Raw genomic sequence first — 19,115 nt, 5'->3', positions numbered from 1 at the left:
ACAACTGACGTAACAGGTGACGTACAGTTACCAGAAGGCGTAGAAATGGTAATGCCTGGTGATAACGTTAAGATGACTGTAACGCTAATCGCGCCAATCGCGATGGACGAAGGTCTTCGTTTCGCTATCCGTGAAGGTGGCCGTACTGTAGGTGCTGGTGTTGTAGCAACTATCGTAGAGTAATAATTAACGTTTAAGTTAATTGTTAGAAAAAGGTCACTTAGGTGGCCTTTTTTAATGGCTGCGATTTACATCATGTGAAGGTGGCGCAGTTACCTTAGGCGTAGGTGCTTTGTAGCAACGTTCAACGAGTAATAATTAGCCTAGCTAATTAATACGAAAAAACCCGAGCTTAGCCTCGGGTTTTTTAATGTCTGCAATTTACTTCATGTGAAGGTGGCGCTCTTACCTTAGGGGTAGGTGCTTTGTCGCAACGTTCAACGAGTAATAATTAGCCTAGCTAATTAATACGAAAAAAACCGAGCTTAGCGTCGGGCTTTTTAATGTCTCAAGAAAAATACAGGTTTCAGGTATTAGGTGCGAGGCTTCAGGCAGAGCAAAGCGGTATTAATTTGATCATCGTAGCATGGGTTGAGTTTTATCGAACTCAGAGGATAAAGCATGAAGGTGGCGCACTTACTTAGGCATCGGTGCTTTGTAGCAACTATCGTAGAGTAATCATTAGTTGTAATGCATTAAGCATTAATAAAACCCGAGCTCAGTCTCGGTTTTTTTATGCCTGAGGTAAAATGTAATTATTAATGTTATCGCTGTAACAAAGTAGGAGTATGGACTTAATTAGTTAGTAACCAGCATTCTTACGTAATTCATCAAGCATATCTTGGTTACCCATCATTTCGTCAAGCGTTGCCCTGACTGCATTGTCAGAGGTATTGTCATAAACTGAAAGTAGATGTTGCGCCATTTGCTTCGTATAACCACCTTGTTTATTTTGAGCTTGGTAGTATTGCGCCATCAACCCTTGTGCAGCTAAGCGACGGATATAATCATTCGAGTCTTGCTCTAACAAGTTTGTAAACTGCTCTGCAAGGCGGTAATCAAGTACCGGTGTTTGAGTTGATAACTCAACAGCTTGAATTTTAAACTTTTCGTCACTACTGTTGTTCGCTAAATTTAAAATGTTACCCACTACTTCATAGTCATACTCAGGCATAGTAGATTTATTTAGAATATACATATTCATTTGCAGTTGGCTCAGTGCAGCTAACCTATTTAAATCAGAGATGCTTGGATCTAAAGTTTGCTCTCTTAATTGAGAGTTTATTTGTTTAGCATAATCAGGTTCTGATTTGATCCTTAAATCATAGTCTTCTGGTAAATCTGCATAAAAGCTATAAAGAGGATTTTGCTCACGTCGTTTTTCATCTTCTTGCTGCTGTTTTTCCTCTAGTACGTCAAGAACAAGCTCCTTAAATTCGTCGGTATCTTGTTCTTGATAAGAGTCATTAGCGTGCAGTTTTAAGTTTGCTATTTTGCGTTGTAGCGAACTTACTTTCTTGCTTAGTTCGTCAATTAGGGCTTCATTTGATTGCTGGTATTCTGCAGGAGTACTAATAGAAACTGTGGAGCTTAGCTGTTGCTGGTTGGGTTTATTAAGCGAACTGGCCTGATCTTTAAAAAATGTTCCGTAGCATGAAATTACCAAGGCAAGTGTTGCTATAGCAATCGCAATAGTTCCTTTGTTTATAGTCATAAAATAATCAGCCTCTAAAATGGGTAATTTATCTGTTTTCGAAATATAAGTCTGTTAAAAAGTGTGTTAAATGAGGGTTAAATATACGGGTTAATTAAGAATGCGGGGCGTGAGTGGCGAAATACGGTGTTTAAAGTGGCTATAAGCGCTAGACCTAAGCCTAGCGCGTAAAGCTTAATGAGATTTTGCGTATTGCTCAGCTTGCTTCCACACTCTTAGCGTATTGCCGCTTAAAATCTTTTTAATATCGCTATCGCTGTAGTCTCTGTCCATTAAACCTTGAACTAGATTGGGGTAGCTAGACACATCTTTTAAACCGATAGGCAGTGAGTCACCTACGCCGTCGTAATCAGAGCCAATACCAACATGCTCTATACCAATTAACTTCACAACGTGATCAATATGATCAAGCACTTGCTCTAAGCTTGCAAATGGGTAAGGGTTTTTAGCGCGGTACATCGCATCAAAATCTTTACTTAACTTAGTACCATCTTTTTTTACCGCTTCTTTTTTACTTTTTAACTGTTTGCCCCACGTACCTGCTTTAGCAGTAACAAAGCTTGAACCAAAGTTAATTTGAATCACACCACCGTTCTTTTTAAGAGCTAATAACATGTCGTCATTCATATTACGCTCAAAACCTGGTGTGTATTTACGTAGTGATGAGTGTGATGCAATCACAGGGGTGTTAGACAGTTCCATCACTTGATAAAACGCATCGTCCGAGATATGAGACACATCAATCAGCATGCCGATGTTATTCATCTCTTTTACTAGTTCTTTACCAAATGGGCTTAGGCCTTTCCACTTGCGACGAATATCGTATGATGAGTCAGAAATATGGTTGCTTTGCGAGTGTGCAAGGGTGATATAGCGCACACCACGGTCAAAAAAATGCTGTAGGTTGTTTAAATCGCCTTCAATGGGTGAGCCGTTTTCCATGCCCATAGCAATCGACATTTTACCTTGCTTAAATTGTGCTTCGATATCGCTTGTTGAGCTGGCAATGGCAAACTTGTCAGGTGCACGTTGTGCTATTGCTTCCATACCATCAATAAGTTGATTCGCTAATTGAAAGCTTTTGCCTTTGCCTTCAAACTCTAAATGAGCAGGAATATAAATCGACATAAATGGCGCGTTTAAACCGCCTTTTACTGCACGAGGGTAATCAAAATCGCCGCCATCAGTAGCTTTAGTTACATCAGCCCATTTTGCGTGAATACGGTAAGGTACATCAATGTGGGTATCGATTAAAATGGTATCGTGTGCAAGCTTAATTGCTTTATCCGAGGGAGTAATTTCTGCGTGTACTGCACCTGTTAATGCAATCGACATTGCAATAACTATTGAGCTTAGTTTTATCATTTATAATGGCTCTTTAAGTTAAAAAAGCCATTGTCTATTTTTACGCCGTGTCTGACAAGTTTACTCGTCGAATTGCGCTTCACTCTGTAGTGCTTTGAATTCACTTTTAGAAATTATGGTGACCGACTCATGTAGCTCAGAGAAAAATACCATAGCTTCGCCGCTTTTTAATTGCTGATTTACTTGCGCTACTTTACTTTCAATACTGAACTCTTGTTCGCCATAGTCAGTGCCTTCGCGCAAAACGTAGCTTTCAATTAGGTTGTACAGTGTGTCTTTATCAAGTTGTTCAAAAGGAATAATCATAGCCACTCTTTATCGGTGTTATTAAATACACATTGCTTAAAATAATCAGGCACCACTTGCTCTAACCAAAACACGGGTTTAAATGGGTTGTTACCGCTAATAAAACCTACGTGGCCGCCCCTCTCTGAGATGCGCAGCGTAACATGCTTACTTACATCCTGACTACTTGGAACTGCTTTAATCGACAGCATAGGGTCGTCTTTGGCATGAATAATTAGTGTGGGTGTCGCAATATCTTTTAAATACGGCATAGCACTGGCTTTTTTGTAGTAGTCGTGCGCATTTTCAAAGCCATGTAGCGGTGCTGTAAGCTGGTTATCGAACTCTAATAAATCGTCAATTTCCATTAACTGATCGGTGGTGATCGGTATCTGCTGTTTAATTTGTGGGAGTTTGCGTTGCATCGACTTTTTCATCCGATCGAGCAAATATTTTTGATAAACTTTACCTAAGCTTTTACGAATAACATCACTGGATGATGACAAATCATAGGGCGCAGATATCACAGCGGCTGCACTAAGCGGGCAGTGAATGTGTTCTTCCCCTAAATATTTAGCCAGCACATTACCACCCAATGAAAAGCCGACAGCCACAATCGGGCGCTTTGGAAATTGCTGTTTTAAATGGTTTATAAAAAAGGCTAAATCGGCAGTGTCGCCACTATGGTAGGCTCTTGGCAAGCGATTGACTTCGGTTGAGCAGTTTCTAAAGTGCATTAGCACCACTGCAAACCCTTGCTTTTTTAATGCTTTCATCATGCCTTTGGCATAAAAACTATTTATGTTGCCTTCAAGTCCATGAAGTACCACTGCGAGCGGCGCCGTTTCGTTATGCGGGAGTGACCAAGCAAGCTCAATAAAGTCACCATCGGGTGTATCAAGTTGCGCAAGTTCGTAGCGAGTATGGTGAAAAGGGCGAAAAAAACGCGGCATTATGGTTTGAACGTGTCGGTTGGTCATCCACCATGCGGGTTTGAACTTAGGGATCATGTCTGTACTACGCACTTTGCAATAAACGAAGCGCTAGTGTAGCAAATTTTTTATATTTAAAAATAAAAAGCGCCTAATCAGTAAACTAATAAGGCGCTTTGTGCGTCGTGCTTAATGCTGTTCTTTAATATCTGCATCGTGTACTTTTTTCATGAAAAAATACACAAAGAAGAGGCATAAACTAATAACGACGCCTAAAAATCCAAATGATAAAAATAGTACTGGGTCGCTAAAAAAATCTCTAAAGAATACGTCCATAATGGCCTCCTGATGTCTATGGGTTAATCATAGGCTGGCTTGGCAGGGCTTGATATGATCCAGATCAAGCTATTTAAAAGATTATAAAATGGGCAATGCAGATGTTGATTTTGATCAATAAAGTTAAGTCGATTTTGCACTTTTTAGTAAATTATCTGCGATTTTTTAATCACTTTTATAATAAAGATGGTCAGCAAAGTTCAGCTTTGAATAACCGTTGCTTTGTTTTAGGTTAAATAAAATAAACCTAGTGTTAAATATATTTGACATGGCTAAGGAGTGAACTTATAGTTTTAAAGTCAAAAATATTTTACTTGGGGTTAGCTTTATATGACTCGTTCAGAGCACTTTAAAGAATTTTTACAAAGCATAAGTTTTAGAGAACTGACGCTGAGTATCGATTTACTAGTAAGCGTGTACATATCTTACTTTTATGTAAACAGCCTAATGAATGCGAGTACGCAGCAGCTTAGTTCTGTTTCTTGGTTATCTGGTTTATTGCTACAGGTGTTAATTTATTCTGTGATACTTATAGTATTGAGCTATTTATTACTTTCATTTATCAGTGATAATGAATTAAATCAGCCACCTGATGTGAGAGAAAAGCAAATAAATTTAGTGGGTTATAAATATAAGGCCATAATATTACAGACGGGAATTTGTGTTGCTATTGTTCAGTATCAAATTGAAGCTAATAACTGGGGCCCAGCCATTGAATATAATATTCCATACTTACCAATGCACGTCATGGTAGGTGCTTTTTTGATTGCCGAAATAGTCAACTATATAGCGCAGCTTTATAAAGGTAGAACGGGTAATATTTATGAGTGAGTATGTAATAACTAACTCTATTCGAACATTACGCTTTTTACGCGATGAAATGACGCAAAAGCAATTAGCAGATGCTATTGGTGTAACTCGGCAAACGGTAATGGCAATTGAGGCAAATAAATATTCACCCTCTCTAGAAGTGGCTTTTAAAATTTCTATAGTTTTTAACTTGCCATTAGAAGAGGTGTTTCAATACAAAGCCAAAGATATGCAGCTTGGTTTATAAAACAAACCAAAGTAACCACGTATATTACGAGCTAATATTCATAATATAAGTGATATGATGAAAATAATGGTGAAAAATCATGCCAAATATTTATCGCTGTTATTGGGCGTTGAACAGGCTGTTAAATCCATACTATTAACTACATCAATCAATATTATTTGTTGCTGCTTTTCTAACTTCAACTCGGCGCCGAGAAGTGCTTTTCGAATTGCGGCGTAATCGGTAATCTCGGTTTGAATTGTTTTTAAATAGGCGCGGGTAGTACGTAGAGGCTTTAATACCTGCTGCTCAAATTCACTAATAGATTGTTCAAGCTTGCTCAGCTGTGTTTGGTTAATAGCTAGATTGAGAGAATCTAAGTAATACAGCAACAAGCATAGGTTGACGTTTTTACCTTGCAGGTTTTGGTAATCTAACAGGCGCGCTTGCATGCCATCTTCGCTATAAAGCTGACATGCAAACTGCCAAAAATCGTTGCTGTTAAGCAAGTTCATCGGCGAATGCCTGTTCTTTTTGTTCCATCTCTTCAAGGGCCATTAATAACTCTTCTTCAACATTATTAAGCTTAGGCGTAAGTGTGGCTTGCTTGGTAATTAGCTCTTTGAGCTTAGCTTTATTTTCATCGTTATAAAGTGTGTTATCGCCGAGCGCCTCTTCAACGTCAGCTAATTCTGCAGCAAATTTATCCAATTGTTTTTCAAGCTTTTCAATTTGCTTTTTAAGCGGTTGAATCGCTTTTCTAAACTCGGCCTCTAAGCGCTTTTGCTCTTTTCGGTTTACTTGTGAGTGGGCTTTTGGCTCGTCATCGGTGTCGCTTTTAGCGGCTTCTTTATTAGCATTAAGCAGCCACTGATAATACGCGTCTAGGTCGTAACCAAACTGAGTAACTTCGCCGTTATCAACTAAGTAAAATTCATCAGCGGTGTTTTTAAGCATGTGGCGATCATGCGATACCGTGACCATAGCGCCTTCAAAGCCTTGTAATGCCATAACCAATGCGTGGCGCATTTCTAAATCAAGGTGGTTGGTTGGCTCATCGAGTAACAGTAAGTTTGGCTTTTGATAGACTAACATAGCTAGCACTAAGCGCGCTTTTTCGCCGCCTGAAAAAGGGGCAACAGGGTCGAGTGCTTTATCGCCTACAAAGGCAAAGCCGCCTAAAAAGTCACGCAGTGATTGTTCGCTGGCTTTAGGGTTTAAACGTTGCAGATGAGTGACGGCACTGGCTTTTAAATCAAGTGATTCCAATTGATGCTGCGCAAAGTAGCCAATGTTTAACCCCTGATGCTGAAACACTTCACCTGCTTGAGGTTGTAAGTCACCAGAGAGCAGCTTAATAAGTGTTGATTTACCTGCGCCATTTCTACCAAGCAGCGCGATACGGCTACCTGGCACTAAGTTCAGCTTAATACTGTTTAAAATGGTCACATCACCATAACCGGCTTTAGCTTTGTCGAGTGTCATTAGCGGGTTAGGCAGAGCGGTTGGCTCGGCAAATTCAAAATCAAATGGCGAGTCAGCATGTGCAGGGGCAAGTTTTTCCATGCGTTCTAGCGCTTTAACGCGGCTTTGTGCCTGTTTGGCTTTACTGGCTTTAGCTTTAAAACGAGTAATAAATTGCTCTAAGTGGGCAATTTGATCTTGTTGTTTTTCAAACATGGCTTGTTGCTGTAATAAACGCTCAGCTTTTTGGCGTTCAAACTGCGAGTAATTGCCTTTATATACATTGATAAGTTGTTTATCTATATGCCAAATTTGATCAACCACCGCATCTAAAAACTCTCGGTCATGAGATATCAGTACCAATGTACCAGTGTAGGCACGTAAAAAACGCTCAAGCCAATACACAGCATCTAAATCAAGGTGGTTTGTAGGCTCATCCAGTAACAGCAAGTCGGCATCGCGAATAAGCGCTTGGGCTAAGTTTAAACGCATACGCCAACCACCCGAAAATGCACTTACTGGGTTTTCTATTTGGTTATTAGCAAACCCTAAGCCATGTAATAGCTCTCCTGCCTTGGCTTCTATGCTATAGCCTTTAATATTTTCAAGCTGAATATGCACTTTAGCTTGAGTGTCGCCATCATTGGTTTGCTCAGCTTCACGCAAAGCAATTCGTAGCGCATAATATTCAGGGTGGCCTTGCAGTACGTAATCTATAGCGCTTATTTCAAGGGCGGGGGTTTCTTGTTTTACTGAGGCCAGTGACCAATCTTTAGGAATACTGCAATTACCGCCATCCAACGAAAGCTCAGACTTTAATAAACTAAATAGCGTTGACTTACCACAGCCATTAGCACCAACAAGGCCTACTTTGTGCTCTGGAAATAATGTAGCCGATGCATTTTTTAATAAAGCTTTGCCACCGCGAAGCAGTTCTATTTCTGAGATTTGGATCATAAATACGTTACTTTACTGTGCCTTGATTGAATTGCGGCCATTATAACACGGATCTTATTAGCTATATCAATCGTATCAAGTAGGCAAATATTGCGATAAAATAACGTCAGTCAAAATGGTAGGAAAAACGAAGTGAAACATAAAAAACGATTTATTGCTGGAGCAACGTGTCCTGAGTGTAAAACCATGGATATGTTAATGCTCTACAAAGAGCATGACGTAGAAAAAGTTGAATGTATGCAGTGTGGTCACAAAATGGCTCAACCAGAGCAGGCTGTGCAGGCATCAACACGCCAATTTGAACAGATCATTGGCGTGTTTAATCCAGGCGACTAAACCTAAACAGTTTAGTAATGCGGTGGCGGAGGCTCCGGCATATTCGACATCATAGGTTGCGATGCTTGCGACTCTTTAAGTTTTTCAGCCAGCAATTCGGTTTGGCGCTTTATTTTTGCCAACTGTTGCTGGTGAACTTTTATTTCATCATTCAAAATTTCAATTGTTTCGTCTTGAAAAGCCACTTTAGCCTCAAGTTCCATTAGCCGATGTTCAATTGTGTTCATTTGGTTCTCGTATAATAAAGCGCTCAGCGATTCCGCTCGAGCTTTCAGTTAACAATGATTTACCGTTATCTGTAAATGCCACATCAAGTACCACTGCCGATTTGGGCTTACTGCCTTCTCGCGGAGTGACTTGCCATGTTTGAATTTTTTCACCGCTGGTTAGCTGCCATAAATCAACCCGTTTATTGGGTGAACCGGTTGCTAATAAAGTGCCTTGATCGTTAAAGCGCACTGCGGTAAAAATTTTCTGACGCGCAATATACTTTAGTTTACTAACAAGGTCACCTGTAGTCAGCTTCCATACATTTGCTTGTGCCATACTGTCGGCGGTAAAAGCATAGCGCCCTTGAGGATCTAAAGCGACCTGCGTTACTCGGGTTGGGTGATTAAAGCGATGAACTACTTGCCCACTTTGAGTATCCCATAAGTAGGCAACATAATCGTTAGAGCCGCTTAGTGCATAGCGCCCGTTGGGTGATAGGTCAACGGTATTTACTTTTTCTTGATGGCCTAAAAATTCAATGCGCCTACCTGTGTTAAGGTTTATAAATACCACAACGCCATCGCTGCGCCCGTAAACAACACTTTGGCCTTGGTTGCTAATGGCAATATCGCGAATGCTGGCTTTTTGTATTTTATAAAAGCCTTTATTTTTGCCGGTGGCAATATCCCAGACCGCAAAGGTGGTTTTTTCGGCGGTAACAGCCACGCTATTATCAAAAGCAATGGCTACGGCATAAACTAAGCTATCTTCAGCCTGCTGTTGAAACCATTGGTATTTAAGCGCTTGCTGTTGATTATCCCAAAGGGCGACCCCATGATGGATAGAAGACACTAAGCTGTATTGACCATCGTGCGATAACGCAGATGAAAAGGCGCCCTGTGCAGTGTGCTCAAAACTGGCCACTGCTTGTTGTTTTTCATCACTACATGCAATTGTTAATAAACAGCAAGTGGCGACTAAAAAAGTACGAAATAACGACATATTACAGGTATTTCCTCTTAACTCTTAGTGACTGAGAGGTTAGACTAGGTCTCGTTAAACGCCTAGGTTGTTTGTCTAATCACTGGATATGTTTTTAGTTTAGCTATTAAACAAGCAGCCTACCATGTAGGCCGTTAATCTTTAACTAGTAATATTACAATAAATGGCAACTGCAAAGTGTGTCGGAGATTTAAAATGAGAAAGACGATTAAATTGTCATTGATTGCAGCGTCAGTTTTAGCGCTTACAGCTTGTAATCAAGAAGCAAAAAAAGAGCAAGCAGACGTTAAGCTAGATACTGTAGCACAGCAACAAGCGTACGGTATTGGTGCATCTGTGGGTAACTTTTTAAATAAAGACCTAGCGGATAAAAAAGAAATTGGTATTGAATTAGACCAAGCTTTATTAATGCGAGGCTTTGAAGATGCACTTGCGGGTAATGCAAAAATTGACGAAGAGAAAATTCGTGAAGTACTAACAGCATTAGACGAATCAGTGCGTACTAAACAAGAAGAAAAAGCAAAAGTAGAGTCTGAAAAAAGCAAAGCTGAAGGTGAAAAATACCTAGCTGATAACGCTAAAAAAGAAGGCGTGATGGTTACTGAGTCTGGTTTACAGTACGAAGTAATGAGCGAAGGCGAAGGCGCAAAACCAGTAGCAACTGATGTGGTTAAAGTACATTATAAAGGCACATTGTTAGACGGTACTGAGTTCGATAGCTCTTACTCACGTAACGAGCCGACAACGTTCCCACTAAACCGTGTAATTCCTGGTTGGACTGAAGGTTTACAACTTATGCCTGTAGGGTCTAAGTACAAATTTACTATTCCTTCAGACCTTGCTTACGGCGATCGTGACTTAGGTAAAATTCCTGCTAATTCAACACTCATTTTTGAAGTTGAATTATTAGAAATTCAAAATGATGCAGCAGCTGCCGCTGCAGAATAAGCGTTATAGATAATAAAAAAGGGACCTTAGGTCCCTTTTTTATTACGTTGAATAACTAATTAGTCAGTGTGATTAGAAAATAAGTTATCAATCAGCTCATCTTCAAGTGCAAAGCGCGCTTCGAGTGCTTCACCCATTACTGAAAGATCGTTATCAAAGCCTTCTAGTAAATCTTCAGCGTCTACCTCAGCGTACTTATCGTTGAAATCCAGAGCGATGTCAGTGGTATCTGAAATACGTGGGTATATCGTATTAGCGAGTTGCTGGCTTTCTAGGCCTTTCTTTTCGCAGGCTTTAGCAATATCGTCGTACACTTCAAAGTGGCCGGCAGATAAATAATCCATTAAAATTTGGCAAAATGCCTGAATTTGTGATGGTTCAGGCAAAGACTGATCTTTTTTCTCATAAGGTGAAAAGCCTGCAATTTTACAGTAAAGCACAATCAACTCTTGGCGTTCGTTTAACCAATTATCGATGACCGTATGGCTACCCCCCCACTTTTGTTGAGCTTTTTCTACACGCTTCAGCATAATTCTTCTCCTAAGCTGGGTTGGATTTTTTAAATTAAAAATAAAACTTATGTTATCCAAGATATATTTAATTGGCGTGTATATCAACAAGTAAAATAGATGTAATACCAGAGGGAATTTTGTTTAAGGGTATAAGTTGTAAGTAATTTATTCCAGGCAAGAAAAAACCACCTATTACGGTGGTTTAATTTCTTTATTAGACTTGTTTAAACAAGCATTCTTATTTTTATTAGAGATTTTTATTATTTTTATATTAACAATTTTTGTTATTGTTTTGTTAACGCGGGAGATACAATATCAAGCTTTTTTAGATGTTGCAAATAGTTTAATGAAAAGTTTTTATTATTAACGTTTGTTTGGTTGTTTTATGTACAAAGTAACATGAAAATTAAAAATTACTTGATCTAGCGCTACTCTGTAGCGATTTAATCGCTTAGCGATAGAGGGGGCGTGAATATGGTGGTACAATCTTGCACAATTTCTAAAAGCCCTAGGACTCTATACGCTATGAGCGAATTAAAAAACGACCGTTATTTACGTGCCCTTGCCAAGCAACCTGTTGATGTCACGCCGGTATGGATGATGCGTCAAGCAGGACGTTATTTACCTGAATACCGTGCTACACGTGCACAAGCGGGCGATTTTATGAGCCTGTGTAGAAATGCTGAGTTAGCCTGTGAAGTAACATTACAGCCTTTGCGCCGTTACCCATTAGATGCAGCTATTTTGTTTAGTGATATTTTAACTATTCCCGATGCAATGGGATTAGGCTTGTACTTCGAAACAGGCGAAGGCCCTAAGTTTGAACGCCCAATTTCGTCACTAGCTGATGTTAAAAAAATTCCTAAACTTGATCCTACCGATGAGCTTGGCTATGTAATGAACGCAGTGAGCACTATTCGTCGTGAACTTAAAGGCGAAGTGCCATTAATTGGTTTTTCTGGTTCGCCTTGGACACTTGCAACTTACATGGTTGAAGGTGGTAGCAGTAAAGTATTTGGTAAAATCAAAAAAATGGCGTTTGCTGAGCCGCAAACACTGCATTTATTACTCGATAAACTAGCTGATTCGGTGATAGATTACTTAAACGCGCAAGTTAAAGCGGGTGCGCAATCGCTAATGGTATTTGACTCATGGGGCGGTGTACTAAGCCCGCGTGATTACAATGAGTTTTCATTGCAATACATGCATAAAATTGTTGATGGCTTAATTCGTGAATACGATGGCCGTAAAGTACCGGTTACTTTATTTACCAAAAATGGTGGTCAGTGGATTGAAGCGATTGCCGCAACGGGCTGTGACGCAGTAGGTTTAGATTGGACTATTAACATTGGTGATGCTAAACGTCGTGTTGGCGATAAAGTTGCACTGCAAGGTAATATGGACCCATCAATGCTTCATGGTACGCCTGATCGTATTCGCCAAGAGGTTGGTACTATTTTAGAAGACTTTGGTACTGGCAATGGCCATGTATTTAATTTAGGCCACGGTATTACACCAGATGTTGACCCAGAAAATGCCGGTGTATTCATTAACGCCGTGCATGAATTAAGTGCGCAATATCATAAATAGTTTCTAAATAACGATGAGTTATTAAAAAAGCCCGCTTGATTCAAGCGGGCTTTTTGTTACCTAGTGCTTAATATTACTTAAACAAGCGATTTAAACCATTTAACGCCGCAACTCGGTAGGCTTCTGCCATCGTTGGGTAGTTAAACGTGGTATTTACAAAGTAGTCGATGGTGTTGCCACCATTTTTTTGTTCCATAATAGCTTGGCCAATATGCACAATTTCAGAGGCACGCTCACCAAAGCAGTGCACGCCGAGTACTTCTTTGGTTTCTGTATGAAATAATATTTTTAAACTGCCCACATCGGTGCCTGCAATTTGCGCGCGGGCTAAATGTTTAAATTGCGCACGTCCCACTTCATACGGTACTTTTGCAGCAGTTAATTGCTGCTCTGTTTTACCGACAGAACTCATTTCAGGAATAGTATAAATACCGGCTGGAATATCAATAATCAGCTTTTCATCACAATTACCACACGCGATGGCATCTGCGGCAATTCGACCTTGATCAAAGGCAGCACTCGCAAGGCTTGGATAGCCAATAACATCACCTACCGCGTATACATTGTCTACTTCTGTTTGGTAGGTTTCGTTTACTTTTATCTGTCCGCGGCTATCTGCTTTTAAGCCAATGGCTTCTAAATTAAGGGTATCAGTGTTACCTGTTCGGCCATTGGCAAATAAAATACAGTCAGCTTTAACACGTTTGCCCGATTTTAAATGCATAACAACGCAGTCATCACGGGTTTCAATGCGATCAAACTCTTCGTTATGACGAATTACAATACCGCTATTCCAAAAGTGATAGCTTAATGCATCAGATATTTCAGCATCCATGAACGCCAATAAGCGATCGCGAGTATTCACTAAGTCGACTTTGGCACCTAGCCCTTTAAAGATAGACGCATATTCACAACCAATTACACCCGCGCCGTATATAAGTACGCGATGCGGGTCGTGTTCAAGGCCTAAAATAGTGTCACTTTCGTAAATTCGTGAGTGGGTGAAATCCACCCCTGGTGGGCGATAAGGTCGTGAGCCGGTAGCAATAACAATCGTTTGTGCAGTAAGGCGCTCAGTAGAACCGTCATTACGTCTAATTTCAATAGTGTGCTTATCAACAAAGCTAGCGTCGCCTTGAAACATATGAATGCGGTTACGATCGTAAAAACTGCTGCGTAAGTTTGACTGCTTTGAAATTACCGAACTGGCATGGCGTAAAATATCAGGAAAGGTAAGTCTTACCGGACGCTCGCCTACGTTAAATAAAGGATTTGCTTTGTATTCAATGTAGCGACTAACAGAATGACGAAGTGCCTTTGAAGGAATGGTACCCCAATGTACACAGCCACCACCCACGGCTGTTTGGCGTTCAATAACCGCTACTTTTTTGTTACTTTTAGAGAGGTTCATAGCGGTCCCTTCACCGCCAGGACCCGTGCCAATAATGATTGCATCATATTGGTATGTCACGGGTACTTTTTTCTTTTCTGGTTGTTTGGCCACAGCCACTCCTATTTTAACTAAAAGAGGCTTTTAATAACCTCGCATTAAGTGCTAGCCATGCCTGTTTTTGTGTTTCCCAGGCGGCCTCAAGCTCGTGATATTGTGCCATTAATGCCGACTTTTCACACTGCTTTGCCATATTATTTTTTTTAGCTTCCAACACTTGTTTTTGTAATGAGCAATAATTTTGCAGTTTTTTAAGCAACAAATCGTACTCTTGTTGTAATAATGTAAGCTTATCTTGCGCTAAAGGCAATTTTGCGAGGCGACCTTGTGTTTTGCTCATCAAGGTTTCTGCTTTAGCTTTTTCTATGCGCTCAACCGGTGTGCGCTTTAATTTACTCGCTAAACCAAGTGCAGCTAACGAGCGGATCATCCATTTAGTTGGGTCGTAATGAAACCACTTAATGCCGTTGCGGTAATCGCTAGCAAAAATATGATGAAAGTTATGATAACCCTCGCCATAAGTAAATAAGGCTAAAAAGCCGTTATCGCGTGCGGTATTTTTTTCTGTGTAAGGGCGAGAACCCCAAATGTGCGCAACAGAGTTAATAAAAAAGGTAAAATGCTGGCTCAGTACTAAACGAAGTAGTCCCGTTAGTAATAACATGCCCCACACATCACCTAACATTAAACCTAATACCAGTGGTAAACCAACATTCATGGCAACTACCAGCTTTAAGTAATGTTTATGTTGCCACATCACTATTTTATTGCGTTGTAGGTCGCGGCAATTGCTGTAATCACCGTAGCTATCGCCTTGGTAGTCGCGCAGCATCCAGCCTATGTGACTATACCAAAAGCCGTTGGTAGCGGCATAAGGGTCTTTTACAGGGTCATCAACTTGACCGTGGTGAATACGATGATCGCTGCTCCAATGCAGCGCACTGTTTTGCAAAGCAAACGCGCCGCCTAAGGCAAAAATAAATTCAACGACCGGGTGTGCGTTGTAGGTTTTGTGCGCCCATAAACGATGGTAACCCGCAGTGATCGATAATCCCGCGAAAAACATGCAAGCTACAAAAGCAGCCCATTGTGTGCCTGTAAAGCCATAGTTAAACCCATACCAAGGTACAAGTGTAACAGCAGCCAAAAACGTCAGGCTAAAGAAAAGGACGTTGGTCCATATAAGTGGTGGTTTTTTCATCTTTCTCATTTCTCAGCGTACAACTGTACGCTAAAATAATATTTCAATCTGCTGCCGTCAAGTATTAGACTGTACTATTAGCTATTTTTTTAATTAAAAATTTATTACAAATTCATTCAGGGAGCTGTTGATGTCGGGCGTTAGAGCACAACAGAAACAAAAAACACGACAAGCATTAATTGAAGCTGCTTTTAATCAGCTTAGTGCTGATCATAGCTTTTCAAATTTGAGCTTGCGTGAAGTAGCGCGCGAAGCCGGTATTGCGCCCACCTCTTTTTACCGTCACTTTAAAGATATGAACGAGCTAGGTTTAACCATGGTTGATGAAGCGGGTTTAACGCTGCGTCAGCTGATGCGTCAAGCTCGTAGGCGAATAGCCAGTGGCGGCAGTGTAATAAATACGTCTGTGGTTACTTTTATGGAGTTTATTGATAACTCTAGTAATCAATTTAGATTATTGCTGCGTGAACGCTCAGGTACCTCAAAAGCATTTAGAGCGGCAGTAGCACGTGAAGTGAAACACTTTATTTTAGAGCTTGCTCATTATTTAGAAAGTGAAACGCCCTGTGATGCGATTCATGCGTATATTCAGGCAGAGGCTATGGTTACGTTGGTATTTAATGCTGGCGCCGAAGCGCTAGATATTGAAGGTCAGCAACGCGATGAATTAATTGAGCGAGTTATTTGGCAGTTACGCTATATTACTCGTGGTGCGTCAAATTACGTACGCGCAGAAAAGAAAGAGTAAATATTAAAAAAAGTTAAAATAAGCACTGTACTTTACGGTGCTTGTTAATTTAAACGCCACGCCCTCCAAGGTTGAATTCTTTATCTCTTTTTTATCTATTTATTGAATTTAAAATCCCTTAAAAGTCTTGTGTAATTATTTTTATGGCATTTTTATGCTTGCACCTACTGCGCTGCAATGATAAAAATAAGCCTCATTGGACACACACACAAGAAAACAAATGCAAACTAATCGTTTAATTACACTAAAACTAAACCTCTTACTGCTGTGGCAAGTGAGCGGGGATTAGTGTGTTTGCATTGAGCTAAACAACAAAACCCCGCAATTGCGGGGTTTTTTTTATCTCGCTGCAGGGATAAATCGAAATTTGGGTAACACAGGAATGAGGGGCAGTTATGCAAGAGCAAGATAAAGTATGGATTTTTGATACCACCTTACGTGATGGCGAACAGGCACTTAAAGCAAGCCTGACTGAAGATGATAAAATTCAACTAGCGCATACCATTAGCCGCTTAAATGTGGATGTCATGGAAGTGGGCTTTCCGGTTTCGAGCCCCGCTGACTTTCGCTCAGTGCAGCGAATTGCCATTGAAGTAAAAGGCCCTATTATTTGTGGCTTAGCACGCTCGGTTGCCAAAGATATTGAAGCCTGTGGCGAGGCGCTTCGCAGTGCACAGCAAAGCCGTATTCATACTTTTATTGCAACCAGCCCTTTACACCTTGAGCATAAACTACGTATGAGCTTAGATGATGCAACCGCGATGGCGGTTAAATCAATCAAGCTTGCCCGTAATTACACTGATGATGTGGAATTTTCATGTGAAGACGCAGGACGTACACCACATTGGGATTTATGCAAAATAGTTGAGCAAGCTATTAATGCCGGTGCATCCACGATTAACTTGCCAGATACCGTCGGTTTTGTAACGCCAGATGAATACGCAGCAATGATCCGTCATTTAATGAACAACGTGCCAAATATTGATAAAGCCCGTTTAAGTGTGCATTGCCATAACGACTTAGGCTTAGCCGTTGCTAACTCTGTTGCTGCCGTTCAAGCCGGTGCGCGCCAAATCGAATGCACCATTAATGGTATAGGGGAGCGCGCGGGTAATTGTTCACTTGAAGAAGTGGCGATGATCATGAAAATGCGCAAAGACCATTTAAACGTATATACCGATATAAAAAGCGAAGAAATTTACCGCGCCTCTCGCCAAGTAGCCAAAATTTGTAATATGCCGGTACAGCCAAATAAAGCGATTGTTGGCGAAAATGCGTTTGCCCACAGTTCAGGTATTCACCAAGATGGTGTATTAAAAGCGCAAAATACCTATGAAATTATGTCACCTGAAAGTGTGGGTGTGCCAAGTAATCAATTAAATATGACCTCGCGTTCAGGGCGTCATGTTATAGAGCATCGCTTAGAAGAGTTAGGTTATCAAAAATCTGATTACGACATGGATAGCTTATACCAAAGTTTCGTTGCGTTAGCTGACCAAAAAGGCACAGTATATGACTACGACCTAGAAGCAATGATTTACTTTAATCAAATCAGTGACAAAGATGAAAAATATCAATTAGAGTTTGTTCACTCTACGTCGAACTCTCAATCGGTAGCCAGCTCAACGATAGGTTTGTTGATTGATGGCGAAGCAAAACAAGAAGCGGCCACAGGTAACGGCCCGGTAGAAGCCTCATTTGCAGCCATTGAGCGCTTAACTGGTATGAGCGTTGAAATGATTGAATACAATTTAGAGGCCACCGGCCAAGGTGCAAGCTCATTAGGACAAGTGAATATTATTGCTAAATATGATGGCCGTCCTTATCACGGTGCCGGTATTGCGGCCGATGTGGTCGAAGCCTCAGTACGCGCTATGGTTCGGGTTTATAACTTAATTTATCGAGCACAAAAAGTGTCTGATTTAAAACAACAAAGGAAAGCAGGATGAGTAAAACACATTACAGCGTTGCCGTATTAGCGGGCGACGGTATTGGCCCAGAAGTTATGGCAGCTGCAGAGCAAGTGCTTGATGCAGTAAGTGATAAGTTTGGCTTTACTCTGAACCGTGAACACCATGCTATTGGTGGCGCTGCCATTGATGAATTTGGCAAAGCACTTCCTGATACGACCTTAAAAGCGTGTGAAAACGCCGATGCTATTTTATTTGGCTCCGTGGGTGGCCCTAAGTGGGAACATTTACCACCGAATGACCAACCGGAGCGCGCGTCATTGTTACCACTGCGCAAGCACTTTGGTTTGTTTTGTAACTTACGCCCTGCTCAGTTGTTACCCGCATTAAGCGCTGCATCACCACTACGTGCTGATATTAGCGAAAAAGGGTTTGATATTTTATGTGTGCGCGAGCTAACGGGTGGTATTTATTTTGGTGAGAAAGGCCGCAGTGGCGAAGGGGCAGAAGAAACTGCATTTGATACGCAAACTTATTCACGTAAAGAGATAGAGCGCATTGCACGTTTTGCTTTTGAGGCCGCTAAGTTGCGCAGCAATCATGTGACCTCGGTTGATAAAGCCAATGTTTTAGCATCAAGCGTTTTATGGCGCGAAGTGGTAACCGAAGTGAGTAAAGACTTTCCAGAAGTGAGCTTAGATTACATTTATGTAGATAACGCAGCGATGCAACTGGTTAAGCAACCTAGCCAGTTTGATGTATTACTTTGCGATAATTTATTTGGTGATATTTTATCGGACGAGTGCGCCATGATCACCGGTTCGATGGGGTTATTACCGTCGGCAAGTTTGAATCAATCAGGCTTTGGCTTGTATGAACCCGCGGGTGGTTCAGCGCCTGATATCGCCGGGAAAGGGGTGGCAAACCCAATCGCACAAATTTTAAGTGCCGCATTAATGCTACGTTACTCATTAGGCCAAGACGAAGCGGCTCGTACGATTGAAAAAGCAGTCGCAGAGGCGGTTGAAGCCGGTGTGGGAACGCCAGATATTTATCCGCAGGGCGGCTATACCACCACCGATGTAGCAGCGGCCATCGTTTCACGCATTTAATTATTAA

At 41.0% G+C, this 19,115-nt stretch carries 21 protein-coding genes; 10 read left to right on the top strand and 11 right to left on the bottom strand.

The annotated features are described in order from the left end of the window. Window positions 1-183: EF-Tu C-terminal domain-related protein (locus tag AAEY57_RS07855; RefSeq protein ID WP_502935491.1), on the top strand; the 183-nt coding region annotated here is incomplete at its 5' end. A 320-nt stretch (window positions 184-503) separates the two neighbouring features. After that, window positions 504-644, top strand: coding sequence for a hypothetical protein (locus AAEY57_RS07850; RefSeq protein ID WP_164907914.1), 141 nt, complete (start codon window positions 504-506; stop codon window positions 642-644). A gap of 158 nt (window positions 645-802) precedes the next feature. On the opposite strand, the gene AAEY57_RS07845 is transcribed toward AAEY57_RS07850, so the two are convergent. The 4 genes from AAEY57_RS07845 to AAEY57_RS07830 all read right to left on the bottom strand — a co-directional run bounded on the left by AAEY57_RS07845 (window position 803) and on the right by AAEY57_RS07830 (window position 4,374). Further along, complete coding sequence (locus AAEY57_RS07845) at window positions 803-1,714, bottom strand: hypothetical protein (RefSeq protein ID WP_036957063.1); 912 nt, start codon at window positions 1,712-1,714, stop codon at window positions 803-805. A gap of 174 nt (window positions 1,715-1,888) precedes the next feature. Then, a complete protein-coding gene (locus tag AAEY57_RS07840; RefSeq protein WP_036957064.1) occupies window positions 1,889-3,079 on the bottom strand; it encodes a dipeptidase in 1,191 nt (396 codons plus the stop codon). 60 nt (window positions 3,080-3,139) lie between these two features. Continuing rightward, window positions 3,140-3,385 (bottom strand): YheU family protein, encoded by a 246-nt coding sequence (locus AAEY57_RS07835; protein ID WP_008114225.1) that lies wholly within the window; start codon window positions 3,383-3,385, stop codon window positions 3,140-3,142. Further along, on the bottom strand, window positions 3,382-4,374 hold the full coding sequence (locus AAEY57_RS07830) for a hydrolase (RefSeq protein WP_036957066.1): 993 nt from the start codon (window positions 4,372-4,374) through the stop codon (window positions 3,382-3,384). Before AAEY57_RS07830 ends, AAEY57_RS07835 begins: the two co-directional genes overlap by 4 nt. A 588-nt stretch (window positions 4,375-4,962) precedes the next feature. Between AAEY57_RS07830 and AAEY57_RS07825 the strand changes: the two genes are divergently transcribed. Next, window positions 4,963-5,463, top strand: a complete 501-nt coding sequence (locus AAEY57_RS07825; RefSeq protein WP_013466172.1) for a hypothetical protein — start codon at window positions 4,963-4,965, stop codon at window positions 5,461-5,463. Beyond that, window positions 5,456-5,689 (top strand): helix-turn-helix transcriptional regulator, encoded by a 234-nt coding sequence (locus tag AAEY57_RS07820; protein ID WP_013466171.1) that lies wholly within the window; start codon window positions 5,456-5,458, stop codon window positions 5,687-5,689. The genes AAEY57_RS07825 and AAEY57_RS07820 overlap by 8 nt, the downstream gene beginning before the upstream one ends. A 77-nt stretch (window positions 5,690-5,766) precedes the next feature. Here AAEY57_RS07820 and AAEY57_RS07815 read toward each other — a convergent pair whose 3' ends face one another. Both AAEY57_RS07815 and AAEY57_RS07810 read right to left on the bottom strand, forming a co-directional pair. After that, window positions 5,767-6,183 (bottom strand): TIGR02444 family protein, encoded by a 417-nt coding sequence (locus AAEY57_RS07815; protein WP_013466170.1) that lies wholly within the window; start codon window positions 6,181-6,183, stop codon window positions 5,767-5,769. Next, window positions 6,170-8,089, bottom strand: coding sequence for an ATP-binding cassette domain-containing protein (locus AAEY57_RS07810; protein WP_013466169.1), 1,920 nt, complete (start codon window positions 8,087-8,089; stop codon window positions 6,170-6,172). The genes AAEY57_RS07815 and AAEY57_RS07810 overlap by 14 nt, the downstream gene beginning before the upstream one ends. Window positions 8,090-8,221: 132 nt before the next feature. Between AAEY57_RS07810 and AAEY57_RS07805 the strand changes: the two genes are divergently transcribed. Beyond that, entirely contained in the window at window positions 8,222-8,425 is a 204-nt protein-coding gene (locus AAEY57_RS07805) for a YheV family putative zinc ribbon protein (RefSeq protein ID WP_008114218.1), read from the top strand. 11 nt (window positions 8,426-8,436) lie between these two features. Here AAEY57_RS07805 and AAEY57_RS07800 read toward each other — a convergent pair whose 3' ends face one another. Beyond that, complete coding sequence (locus tag AAEY57_RS07800) at window positions 8,437-8,652, bottom strand: SlyX family protein (RefSeq protein ID WP_013466167.1); 216 nt, start codon at window positions 8,650-8,652, stop codon at window positions 8,437-8,439. Beyond that, window positions 8,639-9,637 carry a WD40 repeat domain-containing protein gene (locus AAEY57_RS07795; protein ID WP_013466166.1) on the bottom strand — a complete coding sequence of 333 codons (999 nt, stop codon included), beginning with the start codon at window positions 9,635-9,637 and terminating at the stop codon, window positions 8,639-8,641. Before AAEY57_RS07795 ends, AAEY57_RS07800 begins: the two co-directional genes overlap by 14 nt. 195 nt (window positions 9,638-9,832) lie before the next feature. Between AAEY57_RS07795 and fkpA the strand changes: the two genes are divergently transcribed. Further along, on the top strand, window positions 9,833-10,585 hold the full coding sequence (gene fkpA / locus AAEY57_RS07790) for an FKBP-type peptidyl-prolyl cis-trans isomerase (RefSeq protein WP_013466165.1): 753 nt from the start codon (window positions 9,833-9,835) through the stop codon (window positions 10,583-10,585). Window positions 10,586-10,644: 59 nt separating this feature from the next. Here the strand turns inward: fkpA and AAEY57_RS07785 are convergent, their stop codons facing one another. Continuing rightward, window positions 10,645-11,115, bottom strand: a complete 471-nt coding sequence (locus AAEY57_RS07785; RefSeq protein WP_013466164.1) for an Rsd/AlgQ family anti-sigma factor — start codon at window positions 11,113-11,115, stop codon at window positions 10,645-10,647. 507 nt (window positions 11,116-11,622) lie between these two features. On the opposite strand from AAEY57_RS07785, the gene hemE reads away from it, so the two are divergent. Beyond that, window positions 11,623-12,687, top strand: a complete 1,065-nt coding sequence (gene hemE, locus AAEY57_RS07780; RefSeq protein WP_013466162.1) for a uroporphyrinogen decarboxylase — start codon at window positions 11,623-11,625, stop codon at window positions 12,685-12,687. 73 nt (window positions 12,688-12,760) lie between these two features. On the opposite strand, the gene sthA is transcribed toward hemE, so the two are convergent. Beyond that, window positions 12,761-14,191 (bottom strand): Si-specific NAD(P)(+) transhydrogenase, encoded by a 1,431-nt coding sequence (gene sthA, locus AAEY57_RS07775; protein ID WP_016900074.1) that lies wholly within the window; start codon window positions 14,189-14,191, stop codon window positions 12,761-12,763. 13 nt (window positions 14,192-14,204) lie between these two features. Beyond that, window positions 14,205-15,338, bottom strand: coding sequence for an acyl-CoA desaturase (locus AAEY57_RS07770; protein ID WP_013466160.1), 1,134 nt, complete (start codon window positions 15,336-15,338; stop codon window positions 14,205-14,207). A gap of 130 nt (window positions 15,339-15,468) precedes the next feature. On the opposite strand from AAEY57_RS07770, the gene fabR reads away from it, so the two are divergent. The 3 genes from fabR (at window position 15,469) to leuB (ending at window position 19,108) form a co-directional block, all read left to right on the top strand. Beyond that, window positions 15,469-16,086 carry an HTH-type transcriptional repressor FabR gene (gene fabR, locus AAEY57_RS07765; protein ID WP_013466159.1) on the top strand — a complete coding sequence of 206 codons (618 nt, stop codon included), beginning with the start codon at window positions 15,469-15,471 and terminating at the stop codon, window positions 16,084-16,086. Between the two features lie 395 nt (window positions 16,087-16,481). After that, a complete protein-coding gene (gene leuA / locus AAEY57_RS07760) occupies window positions 16,482-18,035 on the top strand; it encodes a 2-isopropylmalate synthase (protein WP_036957067.1) in 1,554 nt (517 codons plus the stop codon). Further along, complete coding sequence (leuB, locus tag AAEY57_RS07755; protein ID WP_013466156.1) at window positions 18,032-19,108, top strand: 3-isopropylmalate dehydrogenase; 1,077 nt, start codon at window positions 18,032-18,034, stop codon at window positions 19,106-19,108. The genes leuA and leuB overlap by 4 nt, the downstream gene beginning before the upstream one ends. Window positions 19,109-19,115: the final 7 nt, after the last annotated feature.

Source organism: Pseudoalteromonas sp. MER144-MNA-CIBAN-0113 (assembly GCF_040308965.1).
Lineage (GTDB): Bacteria > Pseudomonadota > Gammaproteobacteria > Enterobacterales > Alteromonadaceae > Pseudoalteromonas > Pseudoalteromonas tetraodonis.
This window is presented reverse-complemented; position numbering and strand designations above follow the sequence as displayed.